7 protein-coding genes are annotated in these 4,902 nt (G+C 25.3%); 5 read left to right on the forward strand and 2 right to left on the reverse strand.

Annotation, left to right across the window (positions count from 1 at the left end; translation table 11 throughout):
- The coding region (locus tag J7G74_RS12080) for a hypothetical protein (RefSeq protein ID WP_297135719.1) at positions 1-641 on the forward strand (641 nt) is incomplete at its 5' end.
- A 575-nt stretch (positions 642-1,216) separates the two neighbouring features.
- Here the strand turns inward: J7G74_RS12080 and J7G74_RS12085 are convergent.
- Positions 1,217-1,453 carry a hypothetical protein gene (locus J7G74_RS12085; protein ID WP_297135721.1) on the reverse strand — a complete coding sequence of 79 codons (237 nt, stop codon included), beginning with the start codon at positions 1,451-1,453 and terminating at the stop codon, positions 1,217-1,219.
- 76 nt (positions 1,454-1,529) lie between these two features.
- Between J7G74_RS12085 and J7G74_RS12090 the strand changes: the two genes are divergently transcribed.
- The 4 genes from J7G74_RS12090 (at position 1,530) to J7G74_RS12105 (ending at position 4,162) form a co-directional block, all read left to right on the forward strand.
- The gene (locus J7G74_RS12090; RefSeq protein WP_297135722.1) at positions 1,530-1,715 is read left to right on the forward strand and encodes a hypothetical protein; all 186 of its coding nucleotides are present in this window, start codon (positions 1,530-1,532) and stop codon (positions 1,713-1,715) included.
- 353 nt (positions 1,716-2,068) lie between these two features.
- Complete coding sequence (locus tag J7G74_RS12095; protein ID WP_297135725.1) at positions 2,069-3,037, forward strand: sigma-70 family RNA polymerase sigma factor; 969 nt, start codon at positions 2,069-2,071, stop codon at positions 3,035-3,037.
- Positions 3,038-3,080: 43 nt separating this feature from the next.
- The gene (locus J7G74_RS12100; protein ID WP_297135728.1) at positions 3,081-3,275 is read left to right on the forward strand and encodes a hypothetical protein; all 195 of its coding nucleotides are present in this window, start codon (positions 3,081-3,083) and stop codon (positions 3,273-3,275) included.
- Positions 3,276-3,721: 446 nt separating this feature from the next.
- Positions 3,722-4,162, forward strand: coding sequence for an Lrp/AsnC family transcriptional regulator (locus J7G74_RS12105; protein ID WP_297135731.1), 441 nt, complete (start codon positions 3,722-3,724; stop codon positions 4,160-4,162).
- A gap of 81 nt (positions 4,163-4,243) precedes the next feature.
- Here the strand turns inward: J7G74_RS12105 and J7G74_RS12110 are convergent, their stop codons facing one another.
- Positions 4,244-4,888: an MFS transporter gene (locus tag J7G74_RS12110; RefSeq protein WP_330616563.1), complete on the reverse strand. Its 645-nt coding sequence runs from the start codon at positions 4,886-4,888 to the stop codon at positions 4,244-4,246.
- Between the last annotated feature and the right edge of the window lie 14 nt (positions 4,889-4,902).

A 4,902-nucleotide genomic window follows, 5' to 3' on the forward strand; every position in this document is an offset into this window, starting at 1 on the left:
AAGCTTATAAAATAAGCATACATGAAAGTTATAGAAAAGATGGTAAGGTAAAAAAGAGACAATGGGTAATTGGTACACATGAGCATTATGACCTTATAGAATATGGTTTTGAACTTTGGGGAGTAGAGGATAAATTAAAAGAAATGGGTATAACGGAAGATAGGCTCTATGAATTAATTTATAAGAAGTTAGACCCTTTACTAGATAGAATAACAGAGGAATTTCATAATACAGAAGAATATAAAACTTATAAAAGTTATAAAGATATCATAAGCAAATTCAATCAAAAAAAGTATGAGTTTAATAATGTTTATGGTAGTGGGTATGATGAATGTTATGACGTATTTGGAAACGTAACTAATAAATATAGATTAGAGCAAATAAAACAAGATTATGAGCACAAGAAAGACTACGAGAGAAAAAGTAAGGAAGCTTTCGAAGATTGGTATAGTAGGTATAGCCAAGGAAGTTATAGTTCTAGTAGTTACCAAGAAAATCTATCTAGTAACTACAATGATAATGAGAAAAAGCTACTAAAGGAAGCTTTTAGAATGTTATCAATGAAGTATCATACAGATAAAGGTGGTAGTACAGAAAAAATGGCATTGATAAATAATTTAAAGGAAAAGATCATTAAGTAGTTAAATTTATGATATTAATAAAATAAGAGAGCTATAGGATTAATTTCCACTAGCTCTCTTATTTTATTAATTTTATATTTATATCGGAGAGCCATTAGTATTTAAACAATAATATTTAAATACTAATAAATATATGCTCTTACTATATAGTACTATTTAAAAGTAAGTTTAATAATTACTTGATGTATAATCAATTCTAAAGTACTTGGTTCGTACTTCATTAAACATATACATAGTACTATAATGAGCATATGAGAAATACTTAACCTCATGAAGCTCTCCTCCTTATTTGTTTTTTTTATTATGTAAAATATTATTTTTATATAATATCATAATGTTAAACAAAAAGAAATAGTTATTATAAATTAAAGTATTGGTAAAATTTGAAGAAAACATAAGTATATGATATACTTAAGATAGTTACAGGATAAACCCACTATAAAGTATCACATAGAGATAGAAGCTATCTGTTACTGATAGCCTTTATAATGGTTCCGTAACTCCTAGCCCTATAGGGCTTTATTTTTTGTAAATTAATAAGCTAGGTTAGAGCATTCCTTCCTAGCTATTTCATGTTATATAATCTCTTCTTTTTTAGGATTATCTTTGTTAACTTTAAAAGCTTCATTAATCAAGCTTGTAGTATCTTTGTTAAAATCGCATAATATATTTGCTAATAAACCTACAGCTCTAACATAATCTTTTGTACTTCCATTGCCATAATCCATAGCTTCTTCAATTGCATAGGCCATGCTTACAGCACCGTTTAGTTTATCTAAATCTCCTAATACACTTATCATTTTTCTACTCATTTGTTCTAATTATTAGAGGATATATTTTGAATTTATAGAATTATATTATAAATTTGATTTTTAAGGAGAATTAATAATGACTTATCTAGAACCGAGGGAATATGAAAATGATAGAGCTAAAGTCAAAGTTAGTTTTGCAAATGTATCAGATGAAGAAAGAGAAGTGATTTTTACTAATGCAGTTCAAGCAATCTATGATTTATGTTTGAATGAATACAAAAAGGAGTTGAAAAGGGATAAAAGTAAAAATGATAAACTGTAGGTTATTGTATTCTATTTAATTGTCAAATGTGAATTCTTAAGGAAGTTATAATGTAATAAATAATCAGATAGAGAGTTTTAAAGAGTCTAAGTTAATTAGACTCTTTTTTTTATGAAAATGATATAAAAAATATTATAGTGGTGAGAACTATAAATAAAGAGTAAATTTATATAAAAATATTTTTATTATAATGCTTTAGAACCTAATTAATTTTTGTTCTTTTTATATTAAAATAATTAGAAAAAATAATAGGTTATTCATAGTTGGTTAAGGGGAAAAATGATCTAATTATATTAGAATATATGTTTGATTAAATGAGAATGTAAGTTCGTAGTGGCGGGAGGGGGATATATATGACTAATGAAGATTATATACAATGGGAACCATTAGTTAAAAAGATAGCTTATAAGCATAGAAATAATATATACAAAATCGAATTTGAGGACCTAATACAAATAGGAGCTATTGGATTATTTAAAGGATTTGAAAGTTACGATAGCAGCAAAGGAAAAACTTTAACATCATGGTTATATGAATCTGTTGAAAGAGCTATATTTAGAGAGTTTCAAAATATGGATAGAATAAAAAGGCAGGCTAATTACAAGTCAATATCTTTTGATACACCGACAAATGAAGATGAAGACTTATATCTAGGGGATATTATTTCAGATGATAACGTTAATGTAGAAGCGACAGTAGTGAATAAATTAATGGTTGAAAAATACAAAGAAGAAATCAATCTTGTATTAGCAGGAAGAGAAAAAGAAATAGTATATAAGACTTTATTTGAAAATAAGAAATTTGTTGATTTAGCAAAAGAATACGACACATCACATACAACTATAAGAGATATACAAAGAAGAGGTTTTAGAAATTTAAAGAATAAAAGTAAAATGATTAGAGATAAATGGTTAAAAATGAGAGAGGATGAATTAGAAGCTAATTTGTTATCTCAATATAATGATCCGGAAAGAGTATATTTTAGTATTCAAACAAGTGGAAGATTACTAAAAAAATATAAAAAAGAGATTAATATATTAAACTTTATCCAGGAGTTATTTGATTCAATGTCATTTGACTTTAAATTTAAGAAATACTCTAGCTTCATATTAAGCCTAGATATATTTAATAAAAGGGATATAGAACTATTTAATAAACGTAAGATTAACAAAATGACTCAAGATGAACTATTGAAACAAGGATATGGATATATTGAGATACTAGATATTGAAAAGAGTGTTAAGAAAGCTATTTTAAGAAATAAAGAAGAAGTATACAAAGAATGGCTAGAATTTAGTAATAGCAATAATATCGCAGTTTAAGAGAAGTTAAGATTAAAGATAAATATTAAAAGAATATAATGATATGTTAAATATAGTAGAGATTATTAATTATTTTAAAGGTGGTGCAAAAATGAATTTTAAAAATTTATTACCAACAACATTAAATCATTTTATTTGTTTTATCGGAACAATAATTACAGTACAACTTGCCGTAATATCTCTTTACCTAGGTGATCTAAGAGAATTACTTGAACAAATTCTTCAATGTATCAAATAGAATTTTAGGAGTTATTTTAAAACAATCAGATAAGTTAATACAGCAAAAAGAAAAATGTATCTAAAAGCACATATTATGAGTTAAAAAAGAAGCTAATATTTAAAGTTAGTGAAATAATATATCCTAAGTGTATAAGAGATATGCATGAAAGCCATTTATTTTAGTTTAGAAGCTACTTTAAATGGCTTTTTTTTAAATCGGTGTTGAAAATGATACAATAAGAATAAATGAACAATTGTTATATAATGCGAATTATAATACAATATATTAAATAGAACGAGATAACAAAGCCATTGATATGAAATCAGTGACTTTGTCTTATAATTAAAGAATAAATAGGAATTTATAGTATCAATTATATAAATAATTGATACTATATGAATATTGTTTATAGAATATAAATGTAGGATAAGTTAAGAATTTTTATGAAAGAGGAGAATAGATGAATGTTAGATAATACAGATAGACTTATATTAAAGGAATTACTTAATAATAGTCGAATTACTATGAGAGAATTAGGAGAGAAAGTACATTTAAGTGGTCAAGCCACAGCAAATAGAGTAATGAAGTTGGAAGATAGCGGAATTATAGATAAATATACGATTAATTTAAATAGAGAAAAACTAGGTGACAATATTCATGTAATGATAACTGTTACTTTAACTAAAATGGATAATCATAGTATATTTTTAAACTTTATAGATGCACAAGAAAAATATGTGTTTCATAATTATAAAATTGGTGGGGATGGATGCTATATTATAGAAGCAATATTTTCATCTAATGAAGAATTAGATAATTTTTTAACTGAATTAAATAAATATGTTAATTATAAAGTAACGATTATTTTTAAAGATACTGTAAAGCATAGTGGCTGCTTTTTATAGAAAAATGCTAGCATAGTATATAACTATTTGCTAGCATTTTTTAGTTTAATTATTATATTTAACAGTTTAAGACTGAAGATGTTACTCTATTACAAAGTCATTTGATTTTTTGTTAGTAAAAATATAGTAAACACTTAATACAACTAGAACTACAATTCCTAAAATAAAGTATAGAGTTCTATAGCTTGTTGATGAAATTATTAATCCAAGAATAGAAGGTCCAAATCCAGAACCAGAATCATAAAAAATAAAGAATGTAGCCGTAGCTAATCCCATACGATTAGGTGTGGTTGAATTAATTGCTACTGCTTGAGAAATGGATGAAAGATTTCCAAATCCAAGAGCAATAAAAGCACTCGATAATAAAAGCATAAATCCATTGCTAGTAAAACTTAGAAGGAATAATCCAACTGAAAACATAACAAATGCAGGGTATATTATAAATCCAGCACCCTTTTTATCAACCATACGACCTGTAAATGGTCTAGTTATTAAAACAACAATAGTATATACAATAAAGAAATAACTAGCTGTTTCAATTAATGACAATTCTTTTGCATATATATTTATATAGGAAATTACTCCAGAAAAACAAAATGCCATACAAAGAATAATTATAGAAATAGGCAGTGCTTTAACTTCAATGAAATTTGAAATTTTAAATTTATCATCTTTATTATTATTAGCAGAATTAATAACAGGAAAATTAACAAAAGTTCCTATTATTAAACTAAATACAC

It is taken from the genome of Terrisporobacter sp., assembly GCF_017888745.1.
Lineage (GTDB): Bacteria > Bacillota > Clostridia > Peptostreptococcales > Peptostreptococcaceae > Terrisporobacter.

Excerpts from the sequence above, each read along its gene's own strand:
- J7G74_RS12100 (WP_297135728.1), top strand. The coding sequence starts at position 3,081 with ATGTTAAATATAGTAGAGATTATTAATTATTTTAAAGGTGGTGCAAAA.
- J7G74_RS12095 (WP_297135725.1), top strand. The coding sequence starts at position 2,069 with ATGACTAATGAAGATTATATACAATGGGAACCATTAGTTAAAAAGATA.
- J7G74_RS12090 (WP_297135722.1), top strand. The coding sequence starts at position 1,530 with ATGACTTATCTAGAACCGAGGGAATATGAAAATGATAGAGCTAAAGTC.
- J7G74_RS12105 (WP_297135731.1), top strand. The coding sequence starts at position 3,722 with ATGTTAGATAATACAGATAGACTTATATTAAAGGAATTACTTAATAAT.
- J7G74_RS12085 (WP_297135721.1), bottom strand. The coding sequence starts at position 1,453 with ATGAGTAGAAAAATGATAAGTGTATTAGGAGATTTAGATAAACTAAAC.